The organism is Mycobacterium mantenii (genome assembly GCF_001667865.1).
GTDB lineage: Bacteria > Actinomycetota > Actinomycetes > Mycobacteriales > Mycobacteriaceae > Mycobacterium > Mycobacterium mantenii_A.
Map to the genome: position 1 here is coordinate 453312 of NZ_LZJP01000089.1, position 25578 is coordinate 478889.

The 25578-nt window shown below is 64.1% G+C and carries 25 protein-coding genes; 16 read left to right on the forward strand and 9 right to left on the reverse strand.

The features are described 5' to 3' along the window. Position 1 precedes the first annotated feature (1 nt). Complete coding sequence (locus A5688_RS15760; protein WP_067908447.1) at positions 2 to 1252, reverse strand: hypothetical protein; 1251 nt, start codon at positions 1250 to 1252, stop codon at positions 2 to 4. An 88-nt stretch (positions 1253 to 1340) separates the two neighbouring features. Here A5688_RS15760 and A5688_RS15765 point away from each other — a divergent pair, with 88 nt between their 5' ends. Then, positions 1341 to 2174 (forward strand): enoyl-CoA hydratase/isomerase family protein, encoded by an 834-nt coding sequence (locus A5688_RS15765; RefSeq protein WP_067908444.1) that lies wholly within the window; start codon positions 1341 to 1343, stop codon positions 2172 to 2174. Between the two features lie 10 nt (positions 2175 to 2184). Here the strand turns inward: A5688_RS15765 and A5688_RS15770 are convergent, their stop codons facing one another. Further along, positions 2185 to 3051 carry an SDR family NAD(P)-dependent oxidoreductase gene (locus A5688_RS15770; RefSeq protein WP_067830120.1) on the reverse strand — a complete coding sequence of 289 codons (867 nt, stop codon included), beginning with the start codon at positions 3049 to 3051 and terminating at the stop codon, positions 2185 to 2187. Positions 3052 to 3158: 107 nt separating this feature from the next. Here A5688_RS15770 and A5688_RS15775 point away from each other — a divergent pair, with 107 nt between their 5' ends. After that, entirely contained in the window at positions 3159 to 4682 is a 1524-nt protein-coding gene (locus tag A5688_RS15775) for a class I adenylate-forming enzyme family protein (protein WP_082955014.1), read from the forward strand. A gap of 19 nt (positions 4683 to 4701) precedes the next feature. Here the strand turns inward: A5688_RS15775 and A5688_RS15780 are convergent, their stop codons facing one another. After that, positions 4702 to 5103 (reverse strand): Zn-ribbon domain-containing OB-fold protein, encoded by a 402-nt coding sequence (locus A5688_RS15780; RefSeq protein ID WP_067830126.1) that lies wholly within the window; start codon positions 5101 to 5103, stop codon positions 4702 to 4704. Beyond that, positions 5103 to 6248: an acetyl-CoA acetyltransferase gene (locus A5688_RS15785; RefSeq protein WP_067908439.1), complete on the reverse strand. Its 1146-nt coding sequence runs from the start codon at positions 6246 to 6248 to the stop codon at positions 5103 to 5105. Before A5688_RS15785 ends, A5688_RS15780 begins: the two co-directional genes overlap by 1 nt. Before the next feature lie 35 nt (positions 6249 to 6283). Between A5688_RS15785 and A5688_RS15790 the strand changes: the two genes are divergently transcribed. Genes A5688_RS15790 through A5688_RS15805 form a run of 4 tightly spaced genes read left to right on the forward strand, consistent with a single transcriptional unit; the run spans position 6284 to position 10272 of the window. Further along, positions 6284 to 7138: an HpcH/HpaI aldolase family protein gene (locus tag A5688_RS15790; protein ID WP_082955013.1), complete on the forward strand. Its 855-nt coding sequence runs from the start codon at positions 6284 to 6286 to the stop codon at positions 7136 to 7138. Between the two features lie 41 nt (positions 7139 to 7179). Then, positions 7180 to 8295 carry a TauD/TfdA family dioxygenase gene (locus A5688_RS15795; RefSeq protein WP_067830132.1) on the forward strand — a complete coding sequence of 372 codons (1116 nt, stop codon included), beginning with the start codon at positions 7180 to 7182 and terminating at the stop codon, positions 8293 to 8295. A gap of 28 nt (positions 8296 to 8323) precedes the next feature. Continuing rightward, positions 8324 to 9403, forward strand: coding sequence for a hydroxyacid dehydrogenase (locus A5688_RS15800; RefSeq protein ID WP_067908436.1), 1080 nt, complete (start codon positions 8324 to 8326; stop codon positions 9401 to 9403). 44 nt (positions 9404 to 9447) lie between these two features. Beyond that, positions 9448 to 10272, forward strand: a complete 825-nt coding sequence (locus A5688_RS15805) for an enoyl-CoA hydratase/isomerase family protein (RefSeq protein ID WP_067830138.1) — start codon at positions 9448 to 9450, stop codon at positions 10270 to 10272. Between the two features lie 16 nt (positions 10273 to 10288). On the opposite strand, the gene A5688_RS15810 is transcribed toward A5688_RS15805, so the two are convergent. Continuing rightward, complete coding sequence (locus tag A5688_RS15810) at positions 10289 to 11476, reverse strand: amidohydrolase family protein (protein ID WP_067830141.1); 1188 nt, start codon at positions 11474 to 11476, stop codon at positions 10289 to 10291. A gap of 259 nt (positions 11477 to 11735) precedes the next feature. On the opposite strand from A5688_RS15810, the gene A5688_RS15815 reads away from it, so the two are divergent. Beyond that, on the forward strand, positions 11736 to 12524 hold the full coding sequence (locus A5688_RS15815; protein WP_067830144.1) for a TetR/AcrR family transcriptional regulator: 789 nt from the start codon (positions 11736 to 11738) through the stop codon (positions 12522 to 12524). On the opposite strand, the gene A5688_RS15820 is transcribed toward A5688_RS15815, so the two are convergent. Further along, positions 12513 to 13673 (reverse strand): acyl-CoA dehydrogenase family protein, encoded by a 1161-nt coding sequence (locus tag A5688_RS15820; protein WP_067908433.1) that lies wholly within the window; start codon positions 13671 to 13673, stop codon positions 12513 to 12515. The two genes, A5688_RS15815 and A5688_RS15820, sit on opposite strands and share 12 nt — an antisense overlap. A gap of 105 nt (positions 13674 to 13778) precedes the next feature. Between A5688_RS15820 and A5688_RS15825 the strand changes: the two genes are divergently transcribed. Beyond that, on the forward strand, positions 13779 to 14798 hold the full coding sequence (locus tag A5688_RS15825; RefSeq protein WP_067908609.1) for an acyl-CoA dehydrogenase family protein: 1020 nt from the start codon (positions 13779 to 13781) through the stop codon (positions 14796 to 14798). Here A5688_RS15825 and A5688_RS15830 read toward each other — a convergent pair. Then, entirely contained in the window at positions 14777 to 15193 is a 417-nt protein-coding gene (locus A5688_RS15830; RefSeq protein WP_067908431.1) for a PaaI family thioesterase, read from the reverse strand. The two genes, A5688_RS15825 and A5688_RS15830, sit on opposite strands and share 22 nt — an antisense overlap. 38 nt (positions 15194 to 15231) lie before the next feature. Then, complete coding sequence (locus A5688_RS15835) at positions 15232 to 16140, reverse strand: enoyl-CoA hydratase (RefSeq protein WP_067830156.1); 909 nt, start codon at positions 16138 to 16140, stop codon at positions 15232 to 15234. A gap of 99 nt (positions 16141 to 16239) precedes the next feature. On the opposite strand from A5688_RS15835, the gene A5688_RS15840 reads away from it, so the two are divergent. The 3 genes from A5688_RS15840 (at position 16240) to fadD4 (ending at position 19636) form a co-directional block, all read left to right on the forward strand. Next, entirely contained in the window at positions 16240 to 17352 is a 1113-nt protein-coding gene (locus tag A5688_RS15840; protein WP_067908603.1) for an NAD(P)H-dependent amine dehydrogenase family protein, read from the forward strand. Positions 17353 to 17396: 44 nt separating this feature from the next. Next, complete coding sequence (locus A5688_RS15845; protein ID WP_067908606.1) at positions 17397 to 18008, forward strand: nitroreductase family protein; 612 nt, start codon at positions 17397 to 17399, stop codon at positions 18006 to 18008. A 92-nt stretch (positions 18009 to 18100) separates the two neighbouring features. Next, positions 18101 to 19636: a fatty-acid--CoA ligase FadD4 gene (gene fadD4 / locus A5688_RS15850; protein ID WP_067908427.1), complete on the forward strand. Its 1536-nt coding sequence runs from the start codon at positions 18101 to 18103 to the stop codon at positions 19634 to 19636. A 294-nt stretch (positions 19637 to 19930) separates the two neighbouring features. Here fadD4 and A5688_RS15855 read toward each other — a convergent pair whose 3' ends face one another. After that, positions 19931 to 21049 carry an acyl-CoA dehydrogenase family protein gene (locus A5688_RS15855; RefSeq protein WP_067908422.1) on the reverse strand — a complete coding sequence of 373 codons (1119 nt, stop codon included), beginning with the start codon at positions 21047 to 21049 and terminating at the stop codon, positions 19931 to 19933. Between the two features lie 118 nt (positions 21050 to 21167). Between A5688_RS15855 and A5688_RS15860 the strand changes: the two genes are divergently transcribed. Genes A5688_RS15860 through A5688_RS15880 form a run of 5 tightly spaced genes read left to right on the forward strand, consistent with a single transcriptional unit; the run spans position 21168 to position 25576 of the window. Next, positions 21168 to 22343: an acyl-CoA dehydrogenase family protein gene (locus tag A5688_RS15860; protein ID WP_067908420.1), complete on the forward strand. Its 1176-nt coding sequence runs from the start codon at positions 21168 to 21170 to the stop codon at positions 22341 to 22343. 26 nt (positions 22344 to 22369) lie between these two features. Further along, complete coding sequence (locus tag A5688_RS15865; protein WP_067908417.1) at positions 22370 to 23530, forward strand: amidohydrolase family protein; 1161 nt, start codon at positions 22370 to 22372, stop codon at positions 23528 to 23530. Continuing rightward, a complete protein-coding gene (locus A5688_RS15870) occupies positions 23527 to 23844 on the forward strand; it encodes a hypothetical protein (RefSeq protein WP_067908414.1) in 318 nt (105 codons plus the stop codon). The genes A5688_RS15865 and A5688_RS15870 overlap by 4 nt, the downstream gene beginning before the upstream one ends. After that, on the forward strand, positions 23835 to 24722 hold the full coding sequence (locus tag A5688_RS15875; RefSeq protein ID WP_067908411.1) for an MlaE family ABC transporter permease: 888 nt from the start codon (positions 23835 to 23837) through the stop codon (positions 24720 to 24722). The genes A5688_RS15870 and A5688_RS15875 overlap by 10 nt, the downstream gene beginning before the upstream one ends. Next, the gene (locus A5688_RS15880) at positions 24722 to 25576 is read left to right on the forward strand and encodes an ABC transporter permease (protein WP_067908408.1); all 855 of its coding nucleotides are present in this window, start codon (positions 24722 to 24724) and stop codon (positions 25574 to 25576) included. The genes A5688_RS15875 and A5688_RS15880 overlap by 1 nt, the downstream gene beginning before the upstream one ends. Positions 25577 to 25578 lie beyond the last annotated feature (2 nt).

Genomic DNA, 25578 nt, shown 5'->3' on the forward strand with positions numbered 1-25578 from the left:
CTCAGCGCTCGGCGAACTGTTCCGTCACCGCGGTCAGCAGCTCGCTCAGGCTGGCCGCACCGCCCGGCGGGTCGGGGAGGCGCACGGGCCCTCGGTCGCGGCTGGGCAACAGGATGGTGGCATGGCCGGGTGCGGTGATCTGGTCGCGGTGGTTGGTCGCGGCGAGATCGAGGTCGACAGCGGGCCGTTCGCTTTCAGCGAGATACTTGCGGACCACGGTGCCGGTGATGGTGTGGGCGTCGCCCACGTAGTTGAACAGACGAAACTCACAGTCCAGCTTCCACAGCCAGGCATCGTCGCCCATCCAGTCCGTGCACAAGTGGATCAGCCACGTCTCGCGCATGCGGCCATAGTCGAACGTGGTGGGATTGCCCGCATTGCGCGCGGCGCCGGGCTCCCAGTGCACCCGCTGCTGGGCATCGGGGACTCCATATTCGTTGGGTGTGTAAAACCGCGGGATGCGCTGGCGATTGCGCCATGCCAACCTCAGCGGACGCACACCGTACATGCCGGTGCCCATGCCGACGTGCCAGCAGACCATGTCGGTGACCGTCAGCGGGCCCTTCGTCAGCGGTCCCACTTCGTCGCCCTCGTTGACGTCCTCCCACCACCGCGGGACGGCGCCGCGCGGAGCTTCGCGCGCATAGCGTTCGTCGAGTTCTGCGATCTCGTCGGCGGTCCACGTCTTGAGCTCGACGGCGTCGTACTTCTTTCGGTCCCGTGCCTTGCTGCGTTCGGTTCGAATCATGTTGCGGTACTGGCCGCCCAAGATCGTGCCCTCGTCGTCGCGAAAGACTTGGGCGGACCACTCGTGGACGGCGCGGTCGGCGAACTCGCTGCTCTTGTCCAGCGCGGCCACCAGTGCGTTGCGCCGGAACACGCGGTGGTTGGCGCGCAGCGGCGCCCACCACTCCCGAGCCGACGAGGCGTAGAAGGCGTGTACCCCGCGCAGTGGATCGCCCTTGGTCAGTGCGCGGTCCTGATCCGACAGCGTCGTGACCTCGTCCTCCCCGATCAACGTGTCGCCGCCGACGAGGGCAGGTGGGGCCACAGACTCTCCCCATACGGACTTCGCGGCGTATTCCGGATCGACCCATAACGGGTTGGCGTCACCGTAACTTTCGGCGACGTGACGGAATGTGTCTTCGTTGGGGCGGTAGTAGTGCGGGGGCTGGGTATGGGGGACGGCGATGCCGATGGTAGCCCGCAACCTGGCCAATCCCTCGTCGGTGATCAGGCCGGTCTGCCCCATTGGATTGCCTCCTGTTGTGGCCCGCGTCGTAGTCGGGACGAGGTGGAAATTAAGATACCCGAAAAACGGAAACGCCGTTAACGCAGGGGTGAACGAGATGTCAGATGAAGCCTCCGGAATCGTGTGTGCGATCGGCGATGACGGCGTCGCGCGCGTGACAATAGATCGTCCTGATGTGGGAAACTCGTTGTCGCCGTTGGCGCGTGACGCATTGACCGAGGCCTTCGCGCAAGCCAATGACAACCCAGCCGTACGCTCGGTGCTCTTGACCGCCAGTGGCACCCGGCACTTCTGCGCCGGGGCTGGGCTGGCGCCGCAACCGGCGGGCGACGGGGCCACCGTCGAGCCGGTGCAGAAGCGTCCAGGTGACATCGCGCGGATGCTTCAGCGAGGCTGGCAGCGCCTGGTCACCTCTATTCTCGACTGCGACAAACCGGTGATCGCGGCGGTCAAGGGCACAGCAGCCGGGGCTGGCGCGAGCCTGGTTCTGGCGTGCGACCTAGTCGTTATGTCAACGGAGGCAACGCTTGTCGAGGCATTCGTGCATCGCGGAATCCTACCGGATTCCGGTGCCATCCACCTTCTGACGAGAATCGTGGGCCTGCGCAAAGCGACCGAACTGCTGATGCTCGGTGAGCCGGTCGACGCGACCGCGTGCGAAAGGCTCGGACTTGTCAATCGCTTGACCGCCCCGCACGACACCGACGCGGTCGCCGAGGAGCTGGCGGGGCGCCTGGCCGCGGGACCGACGGTGATGCTGACGCTGACCAAGCGACTGTTGTCGGTGTCGTCGGAGTCGGATCGGCAACGCGCGTTCGAGCAGGAGGCCTGGGCCCAGGAGGTGGTGTCGCGCACCGCGGACCTGCAAGAAGGCCTTGCGTCCTTCACCGAACGCCGCAAGCCCAAATTCCTCGGTCGCTGACTCCCGGGCTTCAACCTGTTGTGGGTCCGCCGCGAATGGTGAACGTGGCGGTGTCGTCGATCTCGTCGATCGACGATGCCACCGACTCCGCAGTCAGCGATGTGTCCTCGACTCCCTTGGTGACGCCGATGAACACCCGTGACACTTTGCCCGCTCCCACCGAGTAGATGTGTGCGGTGCGGTCGCAGGACCGATGACACAGATAGACGACAACGGGGGTGACAAGCTCAGGGTGCATACTCTTACCGGCTTCGCCCATGATGGTCTCGGTCATCCGGGTCCGCGCGATGGGGGCGATGGCGTTGACGGCGATGCCGTTGCGGGCGCCTTCGATGGCGAGAACGTGCATCATGCCGATCAGGCCCATCTTGGCGGCGCCGTAATTAGCCTGACCGAAATTTCCGAAAAGTCCAGTACCGGAGGTAGTTTGGACGATCCGTCCGTAATTCCGCTCCCGCATTACCGGCCATACTGCCCGAGTGACATTGAACGCGCCGGAGAGGTGCACGGCAATGACGGCGTCGACTTGGTCTGCTGTCATGTTCTTGAACGCGGCGTCGCGAAGAATTCCCGCGTTGTTGACCAGCACATCGACTTGGCCGAAAGCATCCATCGCGGCCGCCACAATTGCCGCACCGCCCTCCTCGGTGGCCACCGAGTCGCCGTTGGCGATCGCGGTGCCCCCGTCCGCGGTGATCTCGTCCACCACGGCTTGGGCCGCCGACGTCGACGCTCCGCTGCCGTCCACCGAGCTGCCCAGGTCGTTCACCACGACCCGGGCACCGCGCCGGGCCAGCTCGAGGGCATGGCAGCGGCCGAGTCCTCCGCCGGCCCCGGTGACAATGGCTACCTGGTTGTCGAAAGTCATTGAATGCATGGGGAGAGGCTACATTTACCTAATCGAGAGCAGACATTTGCATCGGAGGACATTTCATGGCTGGCCCGACCGAGTGGCTACGGCATGCGCACCAGCGAGCCGAAAGAATGCGGACCCGCTACCGTGCGGCCGGTTTCTGGGCGGCAGAGCCGATCGACGTGGTGCGATCCGCCGCCTCGCGGCACCCCACCCGGCTCGCCGTGGCCTATCGCGGCGGCGAGCTGACCTACGCTGAACTGGACAATCGCGTCGATGCGGCCGCCCACGTGATGGTCGATGCCGGCCTTGGCCGGGGCCGCGCGGTCGTCCTGGTAGTCGGTAACGACGTGGACTCGGTGGTGGCGGTCCATGCGGCGCTGCGAGTCGACGCGGTGGTTCTGCTTGTGCCCCGTAGCGCGGGGGCCGCGCACATCGCCGATATCTTCACACGCACGGATGCGCGATTCGGTGCGGCGCCGAACTGGCCGCGAATCACTGGGCCGGAACTGTCCGGGCGGTGTCATTGGCTTGACCTCGGTCACGATGACCCCGGCGGTGCCGCTGAACCCTTACGTTCGGTGCGATCGGCTGATGAGCCGAGCTTTGTGCTTTATACCTCGGGTACAACCTCTCGGCCCAAGGGCGTGATCCACTCGCTGAGCACATTGGCCAAGGCTTCGGTGAATTACATTGCCGCCGCGGGCCTCAGTCCGGACGACCGGATCTTTTTGATCAGTCCGCTCGCATCGGTCACCGGGGTGTTGCAAGCGCTGTTCATCGGTCCGATGCTGGCGATACCAGTGATTCTTGAAGATCGCTGGGATCCGTCGGCCACCTGCGACCTGCTGGTCAGTTCCGGTGCCACCTGGTACGGAGGCCCGGACCGGCTGCTGGACCGGATGCTCGACGAGGCCGTGGCACGCCGTGCTGCCGTGCCGTTACGTGCGGCGTATCTGGGTGGCACGATGCTGGACCGGCGGATCGTCGAGCGCATCGAAGACGATTTCGGGATCGTCGTCATGCGCGCCTACGGATCCTCGGAGATCCCGGTTAGCACCTCAGGCCTCCGCGCCGAACCCCGAGACGTACGGCATGCCGACGACGGTGTGGCGCTCGGCGAGGTCGAGGTGCGGGTGGGGTCCGTTGCCGAACCCACCGAGTGCTGCATCAAGGGTCCGCACACATTTCTCGGCTACACCGATGCCGAGGACGACGAAGCCGCGTTCGAGGGCGAGTGGTTCCGCACCGGAGATGTCGCAGATGTGGTCAACGGCCGGGTTCGGATCGTCGGCCGGATCAAGGACATCGTGATTCGCAACGGGCTGAAGATCCCGGCCGCCGAAGTGGAGGAGGCGGTTTCGCGAATGCATGGCGTGCGCGAGTGTGCCGCCTACTCCGTGCCCGACACCACCACCGGCGAGCGATTGGCCATGGCCGTCGTGCTCGAACCCGGCATGGTGATTTCGCTCCCCGAAGTGGCCCGTGCCCTCGTCGGGGAGGGCCTGCCGAAATACAAGCTGCCTGAAGAGTTGGTGTTGTGGGACGAGCCGCTTCCTGTCAATGCCAACGGCAAGGTCGACCGCACCAAACTCGGTGTGGGGTCGGCTGGGCGGCGGCGGTTGCTTGCCGATCGTCTCGTCACTGTCGGATGAAATGTCCCGCCGCCGAAATTTAGCCGGCAGGATGGAAGACCGGGACGACGAATCCGTCTTCGTCGTCGCGGAAGGCAACCACCAATTCCAGGTCAGCGCACAGATGTTCGACGCTACAGTTCTCCACGACCGTCATCAGCCGCGGTCCCTCCTCGAGGTCCACCATCGCCAGCACGTACGGTGTGCGCACGTCGAAAGGCGCGGCATTTTGGTGGATGACGCTCCATGTGTAGAGCCGCGCGCGACCGGTGGCCTGCGTCAACTCGACGTCATCATGCCAACAGTGCGGACAGAACGGCCGGGCGTACAGCGATGTTCGACCGCAGGACCGGCAGGTGTTCACCATCAGCCGGCGGTCCTGGGTGGCCGACCACCACGCTTGGCTGTCAGCGTCGATTGTGGGCCGATCAGGAGCCGTCATTACTGCCTCCCGAGAATCATTGTGGCGCTGTGGGTGAAGAACCCACCCATTGCGTGGACGCATGCCAGCCTGGCCTCGTCGACCTGGCGTTGTCCGCATTCCCCCCGCAACTGCCGCACCGCCTCCACCATGAGGAACATTCCTCGCATGCCGGGGTGACATGAGGCCAGGCCGCCGCCGTCGGTGTTGGTCGGGAGCGCCCCGCCCGGGCGAAGCGCTCCGGACTCGATGAAGGGCCCCCCTTCGCCCTTGGCGCAGAAGCCGAGGTCTTCCACGGTCAGCAGGACGGTGGAGGTGAACGAGTCGTAGAGCTGGCACACATCGATATCGGCCGGGCTGACGCCGGCACGCGCGAATGCAGGTGGGCCCGAGCGGGCCGCCGCCGATGTCGTGAAATCGGTCCATTGGCTCATGCTTACGTGCGACGTCGCGTCAGCCGCGCCGAGGATCCAAACCGGCTCCTTTGCACAGTCTCTGGCGACGCGCTCGTTGGCAAGCACAACGGCACCGCCACCATCCGTGCGTAGGCACACATGCTTGGAGGTGAACGGGTCGGCCAACATGGGTGCGGCAGCGACATCGGCCGCGGTGATGCGCTCGCGCTCAAACGCGTTCTCGTTCATGGACGCCCACTCGTGGGCCGCGACTGCGACTTCGGCCAGTTGGTCGACGGTGGTGCCGAATTCGATCATGTGGCGCCTGGCCGCCATGGCGTACTTGGCAATCAGTGTCGCGCCGTAGGGCGCCTCGTACTGCAGCGCGCCGCCGGTGCCCATCGCGGCAGCTGAGGCGCGCACCCGTCGCTTGACGTCGGAGCGCGCGGTCGAGGCGTAGGTCAACAGAGCGACCTCGATTTCCCCCGCCGCGATCGCGGCGGCCGCATGCCCGGCCATCACTTCCCACGAGGATCCGCCGACATTGGTCGCATCCACCCAGGTCGGTCGTAGACCGAGGTACTCGCTGGCTTCTACCGGGGGAAGCAACGCTCCGTGCCCGCCGAAACCATCGATGTCCCCCTTCGTCAGGCCGGCGTCGGCGACCGCCCGCCGCGACGACTGCGCCATCAGCGCCATGGCGGTCTTGTCGGGCACCCGGCCGCAGTCGGACAGGGCGGCGCCCACGATGGCGACGCGGTTCGACGGCATAGCTAATGGTTATCACATCGCGGCCGCAGCCGATAATGGCCGTTGACGATATTGTGGAAACGTTATTCTCGGTCCGCTACCGTGAGCCTATGACGACAGCGCTGCGCGACGCGTTGCGGGGCGATGCGCTTGTGCTGTGCCTCGCGCTGCTCAATTCGCGCACCCCTGACGTCCCGGGGGTCGCGGCGGCATGTGGCTACGACGCCGTCTACATCGATCTCGAGCACACATCGACGTCTTTGGAGGCGGCGCAGATGCTCTGCGTGAGCGCGCTTGGGGCGGGGATCTCCGGCCTGGTGCGGGTGCCGTCGCACGATCCCAGCGTCATTGCGAGGGTGCTGGATGGTGGCGCCGTGGGAGTCATTGTGCCGCATGTTGATTCGAAGGAGGAAGCGGAACGAGTCGTCCAGGCTGCGCGGTTTCCGCCGATCGGAAATCGGTCCATTTCGGGTCCCAATGCGGTCAGCGGATACACCCCGCGAGGAGCGCCGCAATTGGCGGAATTTCTCGAGCGGCGCACGGTCGTGGCGGTGATGATCGAGACCCCGGAGGCGGTCGAAGCGTCCGCCTCTATCGCCTCCGTCGGCGGCATCGACATGATCCTCATCGGACCGAGCGATCTGACCGCCGAAATGGGCATCCACGGACAGTATGAGAATGAGCATTTCCATCGTGCAGTAGAATCGGTCGCGGCGGCTTGTCGTAGTCACGGTGTGGCGCTCGGCATCGCCGGAATAAAGTCACTTGACCTGCTGAATCGATTCGTGGGACTGGGATTGCGATTTGTCTCGGCGGGCACTGACATCGGGATGATGACCGAGGCGGCCACATTGCGTGCGCAAGCGCTTCGCGGACTGCAGAACCGCCGCGATGCCCGACGTGACCAATGACATGAGTAGCCGAAGCGACGCCAACCCAACAGGAGGACCGGATGCCGACAGCCATCTACACCGAACGCGTCACCGACCCAATGGCGTGGACCGGCGCGGACTTCACGAGTAAGGAAGACTTCGCCTTCGATCTATCCGCCCGCAATGTGGCTGCGCTGGAATCGATCCTGGCCAAGACCGCGAAGAAGGACCGGGACGACATCACGCCAGACGACGCTCGGCACCCAGACCTCGACGACGACCTGGCACGGCTCTACCAGGATCTGATGTTCGGCAAGGGACTGGCTTGCGTGCGTGGCTTTCCGGTCGAGCAGCATTCGATTGAAGACCTCGAACGCATCTACTGGGCATTCTGCACGCATCTCGGCTATCTGGTGTCGAACAACTCCTTCGGCCACCGCATGGTGCGCGTGCAGGAAGAGATCTTGCCCGGCGGAGTGCAACCCGCTCGCGGCACGAAGTCTCGCGCCGAGCTGGCCATGCACAACGACGCCGCCGACATCTTGTCGCTGCTGTGCGTGTACCCGGCGGCCCAGGGCGGGGAGAGTCAATTCGCGAGCGGACCCGCGGCGCACAATCGGATCCTGGCCGAACGTCCGGATCTGCTCGACGTTCTTTACCAAGGCTTTCCGCATCACCGACGCAGCGAGCAGCCCGATGATCAGCCCGATGTGACGCCCTATGACGTCCCGATCTTCTCCCAGATCGACGGGCGGATCTGCATCAACTTCACCTACAGCAGCATCCTGCCGGCCATGAAGACCCTTGGCCGCGAATTCACCCCGAAGCAAGAAGAGGCCGTCGAGTTGCTCCGCAACATACTCGTCGACCAACAGGTCGAATTCCGCTTGGAATCGGGGGAGGCCGCCGTGGCCAACAACTTCGCCATGTGCCACTCCCGATCCGATTTCGTCAGCAGCAACGACCCCAAGAAGGCCCGCTGCTTCCTGCGAGCCTGGATGGAGGTACCGCGCCAAGATCGTCGTCTGCCAATCGGCCGTGAGTATTTCCACATGGAGAACAAGGACCTGCGGTTGGGATACGACGTGGTTCCCGGGCGCGACGGCGCGATCGCGCGCAACGACTACCGCAACGTCGACACCGCGCTGGCGGACATGTTCAAGGCGGCCCAGGCCAAACCGAAGGCGAGGCCGTGACCGCCGGCGGGAAAGGCGCACAACGCCGATGATCGACGTGCCGCGACCGCGGTTGGTCGTCGAACGGTGGACTGACCCGGCCGCAGGCCACATCCTCGAACTGTCCGGCATCGACGTCGTCCAACTCGATCTGAGCGCGCCTGCCGAACGAGGTTGGGCGGCACTGGGATCCGCACACGGCTATCAAGTCGCCACCCGTACCGACGTCGCGTCCGTCGCCGATGGCGCACAGTGGCTGGCCGGGGAGGCGTTGATCGCGCGCTGCCCGCTCCTGCTTGCAGTTTGTTCGGCGGGCGCCGGGTATGACGTCATCGACGTCGATGCGTGCACCCGTGCGGGAATCGCGGTGTGCAACAACTCGGGTCCAGGCGCGGAGGCAGTAGCAGAGCACGCCCTGGGATTCATGCTCGACCTCGCCAAGAAGATCACCGTCTCAGACCGGGCGCTGCGCAGCGGTCCGCTCGGCGATCGGCTGGCCTTGCGCGGAAGTCAGCTGCTCGGCAAGACGCTCGGGGTCATCGGGCTCGGTGCCATAGGCGGGCGCCTCGTCGAGTTGTGCGCGCCATTCGGCATGGAGGTGCTGGTCTTCGATCCGTACCTCGACGAAGCGACCGCGAGGGCACGCGGCGTGCGGCAGGTGACGCTCGCCGAGTTGGTCGAGAGCTCGGACTTCGTACAGGTGACCTGCCCCCTCACCAGCGAGACCCACGGGCTCATCGGCAAAGCGCAATTCGCCGCGATGAAGCCGACCGCCTTTTTCATCACCACGGCGCGCGGGCCGGTCCATGACGAGGCAGCACTGCTCGATGCGCTCGTCAGCGGTCGGCTCGCCGGAGCGGGCCTCGATGTGTTCCACGAGGAGCCGCCCCGCCAGGACAACCCGCTGCTGCAACTCGACAACGTCGTCGCAACACCGCACACCGCGGGCATCACCGTGGAAGCAGCGCGCGACATCGCTGTGGCGACCGCGACGCAATGGCAGACCATCTTCGATGGCCGTAAGCCGCCACGCTTGCTGAATCCGGATGTCTGGCCTCGGTACTGCGAACGGTTCCACGACATCTTGGGCATTCACCCCGCCGCCCGAGTCGCCGCAACTGCCGAGTGAAAAATGTTACTCCACAAAAAAATTGAGAGAAGGGCCCTGGCCAGGTGACACACTACGACACGATCGAGGTCGAGGTCAGGGGGCATACGGCCTGTGTGACCCTCAACCGCCCCGAGGTGCTCAACGCCATCAATGACGAGATGATCGCGGAGCTAGGCGTAGCTTACGCGGAAATTGAACGCTCGCAGGATATCTGGACGGTGATTATTACCGGTGCCGGCCGTGCGTTGTGCGTCGGAGCGGATGTCAACAAGGCCGCCGACCACGACATGGAGAATGCGGCGGGGATCGATAACCAGGGCGAGCCCATCCTCAGCTCGATGCGGCAGTGGGATGCACCACAGGAGGCGACGCCGCCATGGCTCCAAATGACCAAACCGATCATCTGCGCGGTGAACGGCATCGCCTGTGGCGCGGGAATGGACCTCGTTACCACTGCGGACATCACCATCGCGTCCGAGCGCGCGACGTTGATGGATCCGCATGTCAGCATCGGCGTGACATCCGGGCGTGAAGGGGTCAGGTTGGCCCGGATCCTGCCGCTACCCGTGGCGATGCGGCTGATCTTGATGGGCAAGCACGAACAACTCGACGCACAGCGCGCTTACGATTTGGGCGTCTTCACCGAAGTGGTCGCCCATGATGCCCTCATGACGCGAGCCTGGGAGACCGCCGACGTAGTGAACTCGAATGCGCCGCTGGCGGTGCGGGGTTCACGGATGGCCGTGCGCAAGGGACTGACGATGCCCATTTACGAGGCCGAACTGCTCGCCGAGAATTACCGGATGAAGGTTGCCCTGACGAGGGACGCCATCGAGGGGCCGCGTGCCTTCCTCGAGAAGCGCAAGCCGCATTGGCAGGCGCGTTAGCGTATAGGCCGGCGCGCTACACCATCCCAAAGAAGGTCTTCGCGTTCGTGGACAGCACCTTTCGCTTGGTCGCCTCGTCCAGACCCTCCGTCGCCTTGTTGGCGACCTCCGTGCTGTGCGGCCAGTTCGTGTCGTTATGCGGGTAGTCGGTTTCGAACATGAGCTGGTCTTCACCGACCAGATCCAGGATGCGGAACGCGACGGGATCGCCGAACGTCGAGAACCACACTCGACCTGGCACCTGGCTGCTCGGCGGCGCCGTCAGGAGCGGGTGGATGCCGCCCCATGCGCGCCTGTCCTCCCAAACCTCGTCGACGCGTTGCAGGTAGTAGGGGATCCAGCCCGCTTGCGCCTCGGCGAACGCGATCTTGAGGTTGGGGAACTGCATGAGCTTGCCGGAGAACAGCCAATCGACCAGGGCGATGGTGCAATTGACCGCCATCAGTGCGCTCGTCACGACGTGCGGAGAGTCGGGGGAGGACTTGGTGAGCGACGAACTCGATCCGATGTGCAGCATGATCCCTACCTGGTTTCGCTCGCATGCCGCGAAGAACGGGTCCCAATAGCCGCTGTGAATGGACGGCAGGTCGAGACGAGAAGGCAGCTCGGAGAAGCACACTGCGCGCATCCCACGAGCGGCCACCCTTTCGACCTCTTTCGCGGCGAGTTCGACGTCCCAGAGGGGGATGATGCCAAGCGGGATCAGCCGGCCGTTGGAGCTACCACCCCATTCGTCGATCTGGAAGTCGTTGTACGCCTCCACGCAGAGCTTGGCGAGCTCCTTGTCCTTGCCATACAGGAATCGCTGGCCGCAAAAGCGGACGAGCGTATTCGGGAAGCACGCCGAAGCTTCGATGCCGGCAATATCCATGTCGGCGAGCCGATCCGCCGGACGGAAGCAGCCCGGGCGCATCTCGTCGTAGGTGATCGGGTCGGTGGTGAGTTCGTCGAGCTCATATCCGGCCGCCGCGCTGATGAGCGGGATCGGGATAACCGCGTCCTCGTAGTGCCAGATGTCCGCGTCGCGGCCCTCGTCGTCTTCGATGAACGCGACATCGGATGTGACGGTGGGATCCATGCGCCCGCGGGTGCGAATAATCCGCGGGCCGATGTCGCGATAGCGCTCGGGCAGCCGGCTGGTCCACAAGTCGGCCGGCTCCACCAGATGGTCGTCCGGCGAGACGATTAGGATATCTGCGCTCAAGGCTGCACTCCTTCGACAACGGTCTGCGGCTTCGATCTGCGGCACACTGATCCGGAATGAGAATGACCGTTTCCACGGTACCGTATGGGATCGCACCAATGTTTCCGGGGACCTTCCTTGACTCCGATCTCTCCGTTGGCGGTGGTTGGTGGGCGAGGGGGGAAAGCCCGGGAATACGCGCTTACGTTCAGCGATAATCAACATGCACGTGTAGGTAGATCACGCATTTTCCGCGCCGTACGCGTATCCTTGCCGCATTATGCCTACGAAGAAGCCCGCCGGTCCCAACTCCGAACCCGGCTTGGAATTGGTCGATACCGAGGTCGAGCTGCCCGGCACATGGCAGCAACGCACGATCGAGCGGCGGCTGAGCACCGCCAGAGCGCGTGCGCTCGCCCGCAGTTCGCGCTTTCTGGCCACCGCGCTCGAATTGGTAGAGGAGTCCGGTAAAGCCGACTTCACGATCCAAACGCTCATCGACAGGTCCAATCTGAGCCTGCGGGCCTTCTACCAACACTTCGCCGGTAAAGAAGAACTCATGTTGGCGCTCTACGAGAACGTCACGAGTCAGTTCACCGAGGACATCCGGCAAGATGTCGCCGCGGCCGACGGGCCGATGGAGCAACTCGAGGCCTTCTGCCGGGGCGTTCTGTCCCGCGCTGAGTCATCGGAAGCGGTCGGCGGCCGGATTATGACGATCTACAACCTGAGCCTCGAGATCGAGCGGCCGGACGACTTCGCAAAGGTGTGGGAGCCTCATCTGAAGCTGCTGACCAAGATCATCACCGCGTGCGCTCGGGCCGGACTGGTACGCACAGACCTGACCCCCGCGCAGCTGACCACGTTGCTGAACACCACGCTCACCGCGATCGCTCAGATTGGGGTTTTCCACCTGGGCGGCAAGGGGTCGAAGCTGACCGAGGACCAGTTGTGGGCTTGGTGCAAACAGGCCGTCACGCCGCCCGCCTCCGACGCCAAGGCCAGGCCCGCGCGTAAGGCGACACCGCGTGCGACATCGGCGCGCAGGGTCAAGAAACTAACGGGGTAGGCCGAGCCCCCGCTGCGCGATGATGGTGCGCTGGACCTCGCTGGTACCCGCGTAGATCGTGGTGCCCAGCGAGAATCGCAGTGAGTGGTCAAACCGCCCGCGTTCGGGAGCGGACGGCTCGAGGTAGCTGCGTAAGGCGTCCGCGCCAACGAGTTCGACCACATCCTGGCTGGCGCGTTCGAGTGCCTCGGTGCTGAACACCTTGGACATCGGCCCCTCGGCCACGGGCATGTCGCCCTGTTTGAGCATCCACACGCACCGTCGCTGCAACAGCATCGAGACTTCGGCCTCCATCGCCACACGGGCGAGCCGGCGCCGGACATCGGTTTGCAGGATTGGTGGTGAGCCATCGTCGGGTTGGCTTGTGGTGGCCCAACGCTCGGCATGGTCGAGCAGTCGAATCAGATGCGGGCCCCAACCGGATGCGTGCTCGTCAAGCAGCGACAGGCCGAGCACCTGCCAGCCGCCATCGACTTCGCCAATCCGCCACTCGTCGCCAATCCGGACATCGCTGTAGAAGGTTATGTTGGTGCGTTCGCCGGACAGGGTCCACACGGCTTGCGCGGCAAAGCCATCGGAGTCGCACGGAACCAGGAACATTGTCAGGCCCTTGTGTTTTGGTTTGTCCGGGTTGGTGCGCGCAAGCAGGAACACGAAGTCGGCGATGTGACCGTTGGTGGTGAACATCTTGGAGCCATTGATCACCCATTCGTCGCCGTCGCGCACGGCCCTGGTGGCGGCCGCCGCGACGTCCGATCCACATTCGGGTTCGGTGAAGCCGAGGGCAATGGTGATCTCCCCACTGATCGCGCCGGCCAGGATGCGTTCCTTCAGAGCCGGGGTGCCGACCTCGCGGATGATCGACGCCACCATTCTGGTGGTCTCGGAGAGGTACACCGGCGCGTCGAAACGCATGAGCTCCTCTTTGACGACCTGGTCATCCCATGCGTCCCGGTTCTGCCCCCCGAATTCGACGGGCCAGGCCGGCGCGAAATAGCCCTTGTCGACCAGGCTTTTCGCGAAGCCGTCGTCGTGGGCGACGCCGCCACGGTAGACGCGTTCCTCGAATTCGGGAGTCAGCACATCATGGAGGTGGGCGCGGATCCCGTCGCGGTAGGTCACGGTATCTGCATCGAGCTGAAAGTGCATGTGTGTCTGCCAATCTGTCGTCGCATACAGCCCAGGGCGGCACGGTCGGGAATGCTAATCTCAATTTTGAGAGTAACCATATCCGCGCTTGATTGGACGATGATCGTGGACCTGAGCCTAACGGGCGAACAGAAACAGTTGGCGGATTCGTTCGCCGCGCTGTTTGCGCGTGAGTCGACCACCGAGCGAATCCGGGCCGCGGAACCGTCGGGCTTCGATCTCCGACTCTGGAGGGCGCTGCAGGAGACAGGGGCGGTGCAGATGGCCGTCGGCGAGGCTGCCGGCGGATGGGGTGCATCCGAATTGGAACTCGCGCTGATCGCCGAACAGTTCGGCCGCGCAATTGCGTCGGCACCGGTCATCGAAGCACAGGTTGCCGCGCGACTGCTGGCCGAGTGCGGCGAATCGGGCGCCGAGCTGTTAGGTGCTGTTCTCGCGGGTGAGCAACTGGTTACGTTCGCGCCACGCGCCGGACGCGGTAACAAGCTGGGGATGGTGCCCGGCGGGGCCGTAGCCGATCATGTGATCGCTATGTCAGAGCGACGGCTGCTGGTGGTGCCTGTCGAGGAAAACCGCGTAGCGGTGGGGAACCTTGGGTCAATGCCACTGGCGGACATCATCATTGACAAAGAGCCCGTTGTGCTCGCCGACGGGGCGAGGGCGCGCGACCTGTTCTCCGACGCTCTTGACCTATGGCTTGCGCTGACCGCGGTCGCGTTGGCCGGCGCGGCCAAGAAGGCCGTAGAAATCGGTGTCGAGTACGCCAAGCAACGCCGCGCTTTCGGATCGGCGATCGGCACCTTCCAGGCGGTGTCTCACCCGCTGGCCGACAGCGCCACCGCCGCCGACGGATCGCGGTTGCTCGGGTTCAAGGCGGCCTGCGCGTTTGCCGATGAGCCGCCTCGCGTTCGAGAACTGGCTGCGATGGCCTTCGCATTCGCCTATGAGACGGCGCGCGATGCAACGCGGCGCAGCCTGCACGTTCAGGGTGGATATGGGTTCGGTATGGAGGGCGACATCCAGCTGTACTACCGCCGGGTGCGTGGCTGGGCGATGGTGTTCGGCGAGCCTGCCGTCGCGTTGGACCGCGTGGCCGACGCCCGTTACGGTGCCGCCGCCGGCTGAACGGGGTCGCGCGGCGGCAGGATCGCGAAGCTGAGCGTCGCTCGTGCCGCAGGGCGGTTTCGACCGACGTCGGAAACGTCAACGGCGACAACAATCATCCGCTTTCCGGCGCGGACCAGCGTGGCTGTGGCGCGCGCCGGACCCTCGACGATCGGCGCCAGGAAATGGATGGTCATGTCGGCGGTGCCCGCACCGCTACCCTCGCCCGCGTACTTGATCGCAAGTCGTCCGCCGGCCACATCGATGAGCGTGGCGACCAGCCCACCTTGCAGCGCGCCCCGAATGTTCACCAGGTCCGGTCGGTTCTGCAGGTCAACGATGACCGACTGGTCGGTATCGACGACGTCGTAGAACGGTAGCTGGGCAAAGAGGTGACCGGGGATAGTCACCTCCATGGGTTGTGGCGCAGGCTGGGCTGACGAAGTGGCACCGGTCACGCGTCGGACCGGACCTGATCTTTGACAGCCAGGGCCACCGGGGGAGCGCTGCGCCAGTTGGGTACCCCCTGCTCCTCACCCGCGGTGGGAAGCTTGTCCTCACGGATCTGCGCCCAGTGGGAATGGTTCAGTTGGTGGAGCGCGAAACACGATTGCAGCGAGTTGTAGAAGCCCATGTTGTCGACGGATTGGTTCACCGACTCCTTGATCAGCAGGGCCGCCATTGTCGGGACCTTTGCGATGCGCCTTGCCATCTCGAGGGTGCGCCCGGCAAGTTCGTCGCGCTTGAAAATCTTGCTGACCATCCCGATCCGGTAGGCCTCTTCGATATCGATCGCGTCACCGGTGAGCATGAGCTCTTTTGTGCGTCGCGGCCCGAACTCCCATGGGTGGCCGAAGTATTCCATCCCGCACATGCCCAACCGGGTGCCCACCACGTCGGCGAAGCGCACCTCCTCGCTACCCACGATGAGGTCACACGCCCAGATCAGCATGAGCCCCGCCGAGAAGACGTCGCCGTGCACCTGGGCGATGGTGATCTTGCGCAGGTTGCGCCATCGCAGGTTGTTCTGGAAGAAGTAGTGCCACTCCTGCAGCATGGTTCTCTCCGCGCCGTCGCGGGTTCCGCCATGGATCGTCACCGTCGGATGCTGGCCCGGGCCCGGGCTGAACTCCGCGCGGGCCTGTTTGGAGCCGATATCATGCCCGGACGAGAACATCGGGCCCTCGCCGGCGAGGATGACGACACGGACCGTATCGTCCGCCTCCGCGCGGGCAAACGCGTCATCGAGTTCGACCAGCATGCCGCGGTTCTGGGCATTGCGCTGGTCGGGGCGGTTCAGTGAGATCCGAATGATCATGCCGTCGTCGAAGGTCTCCCACTTCAAGAATTCGTATTCGCTCACCGTTGGCCCCTTCTCTCGTCTGCATTCGGTAATGGTGTTATCAATATATGAGAAGTGATGTTCTCACAGATGGGGTCGATGACGGCGGGAAGGGTGCAGATGGCGGAAGGTCAACGGAGACCGCGAGTAATTCTGTGGGGTCCTGGCCAGGTCGGTATCGGTGCGTTGCGCGCCCTCATCGCGCACCCAGGCCTCGAGCTTGCCGGCGTCGTAGTGCACGCCGAGGCCAAGGACGGCCAGGATGCGGGGGAGCTGTGCGGAATGCCTGCGACGGGCGTCATAGCCACGCGCGACATCTGTGCGGCGCTGTCGATTGACGCGGACGTGGTGGCGTATTTCGCATCGGGTGACTATCGCTATCACGATGCGGCCCAGGACATCGCGCGCTGCCTGCGCGCGGGCAAGCATGTGGTGTGCACCTCGCTGGTACCCATGTGCTACCCACCGGCGGCCGACAAGGAGACCGTTGAACTGCTCGAAGCGGCGTGCATGGAGGGCGGCACCAGCTTCTTCAACAGTGGTGTCGACCCCGGCTGGGCGAACGACGTGATCGCGCTGACTATGACAGGCTTCAGTAGTCGAGTCGACAGCATCACCATGCTCGAGATTCTCGACTACGGCCCGATCAATCAACCCGACATCATGTTCGATTTCATGGGCTTCGGACATCCACCCGACCATCCGGCACCGCTCTTCGACCCAGAGCGCCTGGCCGCATTGTGGGCGCCCACCGTCCACCTGGTCGCCGACGGCGTCGGTCTCCCGCTCGACCGCGTCGACACATCTATCGAGAAGTGGTTGGCCACAGAGCGATACGAGGTCGCGTCGGGCTGGATCGAGCCGGGGACCATGGGAGGAATGCGTTTCAAGCTCGCCGGCATGGTGGGTGGCGAGGAACGCGTTACGCTCGAACACGTCACCCGCATGGGCGCCGGTTCCGCACCGGACTGGCCGCGGCATCCCTCCCCGCACGGCGGATACCGGGTCATCGTCGACGGCCTGCCCACCTACACCGTCGACATCGAGATGCACGGCCGCGGGAACAACATGCGCGGACTGACCTACGCGACCGTCATGCGCGAACTCAACGCCATCCCCGCCGTGATGGCCGCCCCCACTGGTTTGCTGTCCACCCTCGATCTGCCTCTGGTCACGGGTCCGATGCGCGGCGGAACATGGCAGGGCGTGCTACCCGCGACGGCGAAGTCGTGAACGGGCAAGCGGTCCCGCAGACGTCGGCCGACCTGTGGGAAGTCATGCGCACCGCAACAGCGGTGCGGCGCTATCGCGACAGACCTGTGTCGGACGAGGCCATCGACACCTGTCTGCGCGCGGCGAGTTGGGCTCCGTCTGGCGGCAACCAGCAGCCGTGGAAGTTCGTCGTACTGAGGTCGAGCAGTGTGCGTGACGTGATCACAGCCGCAGCCCACAAGACATGGGAGGTTATGACCGAGTTCTATCGGCTTTCGATGCCCGAGAACGAGGCTGACGACCCCAAGTCGCGAGTTGTGCGAACGATGGCTGAGCACATGAGCGTCGGTGGCGGGGCACCTGTGCTGGTGCTGTTCTGTGTCCAGCCGCAGCGGGGAACCACCGAACTGCAGCAAGGTGGGTCGATCTTTCCCGCCGTCCAGAACTTTCTGCTTGCGGCGCGTGCGCAAGGCCTGGGCGCGGCGATCACCCTGTGGCACGGGTCCTGCGAGGACGAGCTGCGGTCCATGGTCGGAATTCCTGACGACTGGAAAATCGCGACCCTGGTTACGGTCGGCTGGCCCAAAGGCGGGCACCACCCGGTGCGGCGCAAACCACTCAATGAGGTGGCGTCGGTCGATCGTTGGGATCAACCTTGGGCGGGGTCAACCGCATGATGGAGAGCCAATCCGCAAATCTCGCCTTATCTAAAAACATTCGACGACGTGACCCGGTGATCCACAGTTCCGTTCACGGCCGAGGATCCCCTGTGCAGCTGCGCGACCACGCAGGCTCGACGAAACCAGCTGTGATCCTTCATCCTTCCGGCACCGTCGTGAGCTTCGCGGAGCTGGAAGCCAGCGCCAACAGGCTCGCCCACTTTTTGCGACGGTCGGGCATGGGGGCCGGGGGCACGGTCGCAGTGCTCATGGAGAACAACGAACACGTTCACGCCGCGATGTGGGCGGCAAAGCGGAGCGGCCTGTACTACACGCTGGTCAACACACATCTGAGCCCCCCCGAGATCGCCTACATACTGTCAGACAGCGGGGCGACGGCCATCATCTCCTCACGGGCCATGCGAGACGTCTGCGGTCAACTGCCCAAACACCTTCCGGGCGGGCTACCACCCGTCGCGCTGATTGCCGACGACGGTCTCGGCGGCTGGCAGGGCTATCCCGAATGCGTGGCGACCGAGCCTTCGACACCGGTCGCCGACGAACGCGACGGTCAGCTGTTGCAGTACTCCGCCGGCAGCACCGGTCGCCCAAAGGGAATCAAGCGGTCGTTGAAGCCACGCGGCTCCGCTCTTTCGAATCTATCGACGCCAGTCTTCGAGGCGCTCGGGGTTACCCAGGACTCGGTCTACCTAAGCCCCGCCCCGACCTACCACACGGCGCCGGCCATGTGGACGATGGCAGCGCAAGCCACCGGCGCGACAACGGTTCTCATGGAGAAGTTCGATGCCGAAGAGGCTCTCGACTGCATAGAGCGTCATGGTGTTACGCACGCCCAGTTCGTGCCGACGATGTTCGTGCGGATGCTGCGGCTGCCCGAAGAGATCCGGATGCGTTACGACCTGTCGAGCCTGCGACGCGTCGTCCACGCCGCCGCTGCGTGTCCGCCGGAGATCAAACGCCAGATGATCGAGTGGTGGGGGCCGATCGTCGACGAATACTACGGGTCATCCGAAGGCGCGGGCATCTCGTTCATTCGAGCCGATGAGTGGCTTGCCCATCCAGGGTCAGTGGGCAAACCGATGCTGGGTACACCGCACATCGTCGATGACGAGGGCACCGAGCTTGGACCGAGACAAATCGGCGAAATCTACTACGAGGGCGGATATCCGTTCGAGTACCTCAATGACCCGGCAAGAACGGCTGCGGGGCGAAGTCCTGAAGGCTGGGTCACCGTTGGCGACGTAGGCTACCTTGACGAAAAGGGTTATCTTTACCTCACCGATCGCCGAAATCACATGATCATCTCCGGCGGAGTGAACATCTACCCGCAGGAGACCGAAAACGCTCTCATCAGTCACCCACTAGTGGTTGACGCGGCGGTGTTCGGTGTGCCCGATCCGGTGATGGGCCAGTCGGTCACGGCCGTCGTGCAACTGGCCGATCCTACTCAGGCGTCCGACGGGCTCGCCCACGAACTGATCGCATGGCTCCGAAATCGCATGGCGCACTACAAGTGTCCGCGGTCGCTGTATTTCGAGACGCAATTGCCGAGGACCGATGCCGGCAAGCTATACAAGCGCGAACTGATCGAGAAGTATGTGGGAGTCAGCGATCTTCCTACGTAGTTCAGCCCAACAGGCGGCGCCAGTCGGCTGCGGGCTTGCGGTTTCGGTCGGAAGCGAACGGCAACGTGCGACCTCGAATCCAAGTTGAGCCGTGACTCATCGGCTGCTGGACTCGCAGTAGCAGCGAAGATTGTCTACCGTTAACAGGCCGATTGACAACGCGGCGCTCCCCTTCACTCACTCGTTGCCAGCGCACCGCCCGCCCGCGATGGTTCTCGACGAGCTTGCGGGAACGTCCGCTATGGGCGGCAACACGATTTGACACTTGTCAGTGGGTATCAAAGTCCCGTGCTTCTACGCTGTCTCCACCAACTGGCACAACACTTCTCGGTGATGGCGCGCATCCCCGCACAGCATCGAGTTGACCCGAGCCCGGCGTAGATACAGATGTAAATCGTGTTCCCAGGTGAAGCCGATGCCGCCGTGTAGCTGAAGGGCATTGCCGGCCACCCGGTTGACGGCGTCGGAAACATAGGCCTTGGCGCTGCTGACCGACCGATCGGCGCTCGGATGCTCGCTATCGAGTGCCATGGCGGCGTGGTACGTCGCCGCGGTGCTGGCCTGGACCCACATTCTCATGTCGGCACACTTGTGTTTGACGGCCTGAAACTGACCCACGGGCCGGCCGAACTGGATCCGATCCTTTACGTAGTCGATGGTCATCGCCAGCAGTCGCTGCCCGATCCCGACAAGCTCGGCACACATCAGTACGGTATTGAGCTGCATCGTGCGGGCGATTGAATGGCGTGCGGCGTCGCCAGATAACACCAGGGCGGACGCGGCGACTGGGACCTCCTCGAACGTGACGTCGCAGTAGCTGCGCGTGACATCGAGGGTCCGCTGCCGTCGGATCTCCACGCCCGGCGCGCACGTCGGCACCGTGAATCGAGCGGGCGAATCATCGAGGATGGCATCGACGAGAAGGATTTCCGCCGTATCGGCGTCCTGCGCCGATACCTTAGCCCCATGCAGCAGATACCCGTCGGCATGCCGACGTGCCTGAGTGCTGTTGGCGTCGACCGACCACGGCTGGCCGAACTCGGCAAAAGCCCAAGTCGCAATCAGGGATCCCTCGGCTAACGCATGTAGCAGTTTTGGTGCGTGTTCGTAGCTCGCTCGCCCAAGTGCGTCCGCGGCGACCACCGTGGGGATGAAAGGGGTGCAGGCCAGGCCACGGCCAAGTTCGGTCGCAACCAGTGCCAGATCGATGGCCTGCTGACCCAGTCCCCCGTCACTTTCGGCGATGGCCAGCGCCGGCCAGCCGAGTTCGGCGCCGTGCCGCCACAGTTCGGCGTCGAATCCGCGTTCGCCGTCGATGAGCTCCCTCGCCCGAGAAACCGGGAACTTCGTCGCAAGCAGTGAACGGGTGGAGTCGACGAGCCCTCGTTGCTCGTCGGTGAGCTCGAAATCCACGGGCTGCTCCTCGGGTGAGATGGGCAATCGGGGCGGGGGGATTGAAAAACTGACTCCGAAGATACAGGATACTGATTAAGTTGAATGGACTATTGGTCGTGAACTGGGGGAGGACACCGTGCAGCTCGCGCAAGATGCCGAACTCGACGCATTGCGGGAGCGCGTCCGGACGTTGGCAGCACAGTACGCGCCGCCACGTCATGAGCGCTCCGGCGTTCGCGCACCCGACGCGCATGACGTGCCAGCTCTACGGCAGTGGACTGAAATATTGTTTGCGCGACACCTGTTGGGTGTGCACTGGCCGGTCGAATACGGCGGACTCGCCGACCCGCACCCCTTGCACGAGTCGGTGGTCACCGACGAACTGATCCGCGTCGGTGCGCCGGGTCCGGTCGGCGGCGGGTTGCTGGCCGCCGCCGCGATCATCGCGTCCGGCAGTACGGCGCAGAAAGACTACTTTCTGCAGCGGATCCGTTCGGGGGAACATATTTGGTGTCAGTTGTTCAGCGAGCCCGATGCAGGCAGCGACCTGGCCGGCCTGCGGACCCGGGCTCGCCGTGACGGTGATCACTTCGTGGTCGACGGGCAGAAGGTGTGGACCACCAACGGTCAACATGCAGACTGGGGATACCTGTTAGCCAGAACCGATCCCGACGCCCCCAAACACGCAGGTATCACCGCGTTCGCCTTGGATATGACCACGCCGGGTGTCTCGGTGCGGCCGCTGCGCGAGATCACGGGCACCGCCGATTTCAACGAGGTGTTTCTCGATGCGGTGCGGATACCCGCCGATCGGGTGATCGGCGAAATCAACCAGGGCTGGGCGGTGACTACTGCCAGCCTGGCGCGCGAGCGGTCCAGCGCGGGAAGCGGGGCGTCGCTGTTTGGCGCGCTCGACCGTCTCGCGAAGCTGGCCGGATCGGTGACACGCGACGGCCGCCCCGCTATTGACCACGAGGATGTCCGCCAGACGATCGGCGGTTTCGTAGCCGATGTCCACGTGAACTCGCTGGTATCCGCCTTCGGTGAGAGCCGGGCGCTGCACGGCACCGGTGATGCGGCCGACGCGCCCGTGTCGAAGATCCTGTTCAGCGAAATCAACCTTGCACTTCATGAATTCGGCGTTCAACTGCAAGGGCACGATGGGGTGCGGATCCAGGGCGATGCGCACGTTCACGACGACGGGTGGTGGCAGGACGCCTTCATGTACGCCCGCGCATTCACCATCGCCGGCGGGACCAACGAGGTGCTGCGGAATGTGATCGCCGAGCGTGCGCTGGGCTTGCCTCGCTGACCCGCTTCCAAACCAAAGGAGACACAATGCCGTTGCAGGACTGGATGAAGATTATCTCGGTTGACGACCACGTGATCGAACATCCGCTGGTGTGGCAGGACCGGCTATCCGAAGCCCATCGCGAGCAGGGCCCGAAAATCATCGAAACTGCTGAGGGCCATCACGTTTGGCGCTATGAAGGGCAGCTTTATCCGCAGATAGGACTTAACGCCGTCGCCGGCAAGCCACCCTCGGAATATGGAATGGAGCCGGTGCGCTACGACCACATGATCCCCGGGTGCTACGACCCGGTCGAGCGGGTCAAGGACATGGACATCGACGGTGTGCACGCCGCACTGTCCTTCCCGTCATTCCCGGGTTTCGGTGGCGGGGTATTCCAGCGCGCCAAGGACAAGGAATTGGCTCTGGCCTGTGTACGGGCCTGGAATGACTTTCAGGTCGACGAGTGGTGCGCCTCGGCGCCAGACCGGTTGATTCCGTTGGGAATTCTGCCCACCTGGGATCCACAACTGGCCGCGAGCGAAGTCGAGCGGCTAGCGCAGATCGGTACCAGGGCGGTGTCCTTCCCGGACAGTCCTGTGCCGCTCGGCCTGCCGTCCTTCCACCATCCGACGCACTGGGAACCGCTGTGGGATGCGTTGGAAGCCGGGGACATTCCCCTATGCCTACACTTCGGATCCGGCGGCTACGTCCCAGGTTTCTCGTTCGCAAATCCATCCCCTCAGGACAGCGCTCCGTTCGCGGTGGCGATCGCCACCTTCTCGACGAATCTCATGTGGAGCACCGCGGATCTGGTGTTCTCCGGGATGCTGCAGAGACATCCCAATCTGAAATTCATGTTGTCCGAGGGCGGAATCGGGTGGATCCCGTACCTGCTGGAGCGTTTGGATTACACCTGGGAGCGGCACCGGTGGTATCAGAACATCAGCCGCACAGACCGCCCGTCGGATTTATTTCGCAAGCACATCTGGGGCTGCTTCATCGACGACGTGCACGGAGTGAGTTCCCGCGAGGCCATCGGCATCGACAGAATTCTCATCGAAGTCGACTATCCGCACTCGGACTCGAACTGGCCCAACAGCCGCAAACGGATTGCCGAGAACCTGGTCGAGGTAGGCGACGACGATGTTCATCGGATCGTTGAACTCAACGCACGCGAATTGCTGCATTTTGGCGACCGGCGATGACCTTCGCAGAGTCCGGACAAGGTAACTGCGAATCCGACGTGCAGCGGCCGGAATCCGACGACTACGACCTGCTGACGTTCGGCGAGGTTGCGGCGCGGCTCTCCGAAGAGTTGTCCGCCGAGACCGCAGAGCTGGATCGACTACGCCGCGAGACCCGCTCGGATCCGAATCTGTTGCGCCGTCACGAGGAGCGCATCGCCCTGCTCAAAACCGTTGCGAACCGGTACCGCGAGGAGCAGCAAACCAACGACAATTTTTCCCGGAGATTCGGCTCTCTACGCGGAGCCGGGGGCGATCGACCGCAATGGCGGTAACGGACTCTGTGGTGGGCGGCAACGTCGGCTCTATCGGGAGCCCGCCGCCTCCGTCGCCGCTTGGCGAGATCGGTGAGTGGACCCGAGGCTACGTCGACCGACACCCCATCGCCGCATTGGAAACGGTGGGAAGCCAGTGCATCCTGGGTGTCAACGCGCTGCGGTACCTGGTTGCCGACATCGCCACGGGGCGGTTCCCGTTCGGTGAGTTCGTGCAGCAAGGGGCCTTTATGGCCGCGACCGCGATGCTGCCGACCATGTGTGTGGCAATCCCCATCGGGGTGACGCTGCAGATCCAATTCGCTCTGCTCGCGGGCCAGGTGGGGGCGACGTCGCTGGCCGGCGCGGCCAGTGGGCTCGCGGTCATTCGGCAGGGTGCACCGCTGGTCGCCGCCCTGTTGATGGCTTCGGCCGTGGGCTCTGCGATCTGCGCCGATCTCGGATCGCGCACCATCCGCGAAGAGGTCGATGCCCTTGAAGTGCTGGGCATCTCGGCGGTGCGCCGACTTGTGGTGCCGCGCCTGGCCGCCGCGATGGTGGTGGGCTTGGCCCTCACCGGCCTGGTGTGTTTCATCGGTTTTCTCGCCGGATATCTGTTCAACACATTTGTGCAGAATGGGGCCGCCGGCAGCTTCGTCGCGACGTTTGCGTCATTCGCGACGGTGGGAGACCTCATCCTGACCGTGATCAAATCCGTGGTGTTCGGGGCGATCGTGGCGATCGTGGCCTGCGACAAAGGATTAACCACCAAGGGTGGGCCGGCGGGTGTAGCGAACTCGGTCAATGCCACCGTAGTGGCATCGATTCTGCTGTTGATGATCACCAACGTGGTTTTCACCGAGATGTATGTCCTGTTGTTTCCCAAGGCAGCGCTGTAATGGCGGCGCCGTACTACCCGCGGGGTGTCCGGCCAGTGGTGACCGCCGCGACCGCCTTCGCCGGCGTCGGTATCCGCCTGGGTCACATGCTGACCTTTTTTGTTTACGCCGTGTCGATGGTGCCGGTGGTACTGACGCGTTACCGCAAAGCGTTTCTGACCATCCTGTCCGACGTCACGTGGGGGAACGGCTCCATCGTCGTCGGTGGTGGCACAGCGTGGGTGATCATCGTGCTGGGCGGCACCGCGGGCGCGATCGTCGGCATCGAGGGCTACCAGGCGTTACACCTGCTGGGCATGGAACCCGCCGCGGGGCTGCTGTCTTCGACGGTCTCCACCCGAGAGCTCGCGCCGATCATGGCCGCACTGGCGTTCGCTGCGCAGGCGGGCTGCCGGTTCACCGCGCAACTGGGATCGATGCGCATCTCCGAAGAGGTCGATGCGATGGAATCACTTGCCATCCGGCCGATTCCCTACTTGGTTACCACGCGGCTGTTGGCCTCGGCGATTGCGATCATCCCGCTCTACATCCTGTGCCTGGTGATCAATTACACCGCGGTGCAAACCGTCGTCACGGTCGCGGGCGGCCTTTCGGCTGGTTCCTTCACCCATTATTTCCGGCTGGTGCTGACCGGTTCTGACATCGCGTACTCGGTCTTTAAGGCGATTGTTTTCGTTATCATCACCACGACGATCCAGTGTTACTACGGCTACTTTGCGGCCGGCGGACCACAGGGTGTGGGCATCGCGGCGGGTCGTGCCATGCGGGCCAGCATCTCGGTGATGATCATCGCCAATCTATTTCTCACCATCGGCCTTTGGGGCATCGGATCTGTTGCCAGGCTGGGGGGTTGACG